The sequence below is a fragment of the Pseudidiomarina insulisalsae genome (genome assembly GCF_003987065.1).
Taxonomy (GTDB): Bacteria; Pseudomonadota; Gammaproteobacteria; order Enterobacterales; family Alteromonadaceae; genus Pseudidiomarina; species Pseudidiomarina insulisalsae.
Window position 1 is genome coordinate 1 of sequence record NZ_PIPY01000017.1, and the last position, 1,434, is coordinate 1,434.

General features: G+C 48.0%; 1 protein-coding gene. It reads left to right on the forward strand.

Annotated elements, in window-relative coordinates; genetic code table 11:
• Positions 1-98 precede the first annotated feature (98 nt).
• Positions 99-1,421: an IS4 family transposase gene (locus CWI71_RS12005; protein ID WP_126755508.1), complete on the forward strand. Its 1,323-nt coding sequence runs from the start codon at positions 99-101 to the stop codon at positions 1,419-1,421.
• Positions 1,422-1,434 lie beyond the last annotated feature (13 nt).

Consider the following 1,434-nt stretch of genomic DNA (forward strand, 5'->3'; position numbering starts at 1 on the left):
TAATGCCGATCAGTTAAGAAATATTTTAGCGATCGCTTGACCGATCCTCCCAATAGATCAGAATCCGTAGTTAGTTAACACTGGCTACGGATTTTTTTATGCAACTTACTACAGCGCTGGCAATGGCAAATGGATATGCACCTAACGCCGGTGAACTCGGCAAATTATCCGATATTCTTGATCCGAATTTAATTGACCAGGCTTTTGATAATGCCGGAGTGGGTACGTTGAGGAAACGCCGCCTGCCTCTTGATATGGTGCTCTGGAGCATTATCGGCATGGCTTTGTACCGCAATACCAGTGTCTGGGACATTGTCGGTCAGATGAATATCATGTTGCCCGGTAAGCGTACTCTTGTCGCGCCCAGCGCAATCCCGCAAGCCAGACAGCGACTTGGCGAGCATGCGGTGCAAATGGTATTTGAACACACCCAGGCTATCTGGAATGCTCAGGCGGAGCATCCAACCTGGCATGGACTGCGCTTGTTGGGGGTCGATGGCGTGGTCTGGCGTACTCCGGATTCAACGGAGAATGCCCAAGCGTTTAAAAAAAGTAGTAACCAGCATGGAGAGCAGCACCCGCAGGTACGCATGGTCTGCCAAATGGAGCTAACCAGTCACCTGTTGGTTAGCAGTCGTTTTGAAAGCTCTTCAACGAATGAAATGGTTCTTGCTGAGCAGCTCATTGAAACCACGCCCGACCATTCCCTGACGCTCTTTGATCGAGGCTTTTACTCACTCGGATTGCTGCATAAGTGGCAGCAAGCCGGAACTGAACGACATTGGTTGATACCTCTGAAAAAAGGCACGCAGTACAAGGTATTACGAAAAGTTGGCCGTAACCAAAAACTCGTCGAACTAACGACAACGCCACAGTCACGCAAGAAATATCCTGAACTGCCAGAGACCCTTCAGGCCCGGTTACTATCTCAAGTGATTGATGGAAAGGAACGGACGATACTGACTTCAATGATCGACCCGATGCGCTATCCGAGTTCGGATATCGTTGAACTCTATGAGCAACGCTGGGAAATCGAGCTCGGCTACCGTGAAATGAAGCAAAGTCTGCTTCAGAACCACTACACTCTCAGAAGTAAAAGACCGGAAATGGTCCGTCAGGAGCTTTGGGGGATCTTACTGGCCTACAATATTATCCGTTACCAGATGATAAAAATGGCCAGCAAACTCAAAGGGATATATGCAAATCAACTGAGCTTCACTTCATGTGCGACGGTGATCATTAACTGGCTTTATACCGCATCACTTTTCTCAGCCGGAAACATACCCAAAACTTTAGGTAATATGCAGGATCTCGGGGAGCACTTCATCCTACCAATGAGGAGAACCGAACGAATTTATCCACGAGAAGTGCGATCCAAGCAGGTCAAATACCCCGTAAAAAAAATGCCAGTCAGCTCTTAACTGACTGGCATTA